Source organism: Brevundimonas sp. UBA2416 (genome assembly GCF_002343105.1).
Taxonomy (GTDB): domain Bacteria; phylum Pseudomonadota; class Alphaproteobacteria; order Caulobacterales; family Caulobacteraceae; genus Brevundimonas.
Genome location: NZ_DDRM01000002.1, coordinates 33,189 through 33,480, shown reverse-complemented (window position 1 = coordinate 33,480; position 292 = coordinate 33,189). Strand labels below are relative to the sequence as shown.

1 protein-coding gene is annotated in these 292 nt (G+C 67.1%); it reads right to left on the bottom strand.

All coding sequences use genetic code 11. The features are described 5' to 3' along the window. Window positions 1-292 (bottom strand): molybdopterin-dependent oxidoreductase (locus B3E43_RS00350; protein WP_292025842.1); only part of this gene is annotated, 292 nt, incomplete at both ends.

Here is a 292-nt window from a genome sequence, read left to right as displayed (position 1 = left end):
GTCGCCCAGATCGCCCTTCTTGCCCAGCGAACCCACGTCAAACGACGCGGGCGCCGGCAGGTAGTCGATCCGGCCAAAGGTCGGATGATCCGCCATCAGTTTCGAGCGCAGGGCGTCGAGCGTGTCGTACGGCAGGGTCTGGCCCACCAGGGCCGACAGCGCCCGCAGGATGGCCCAGTCTTCCTTCGCCTGTCCCTTGGGGAAGACGACGCGTTCGGCCATCTGCACCCGGCCCTCGGTATTGACGTACAGGCCGGCCTTTTCCGTATAGGCCGCGCCCGGCAGGATCACG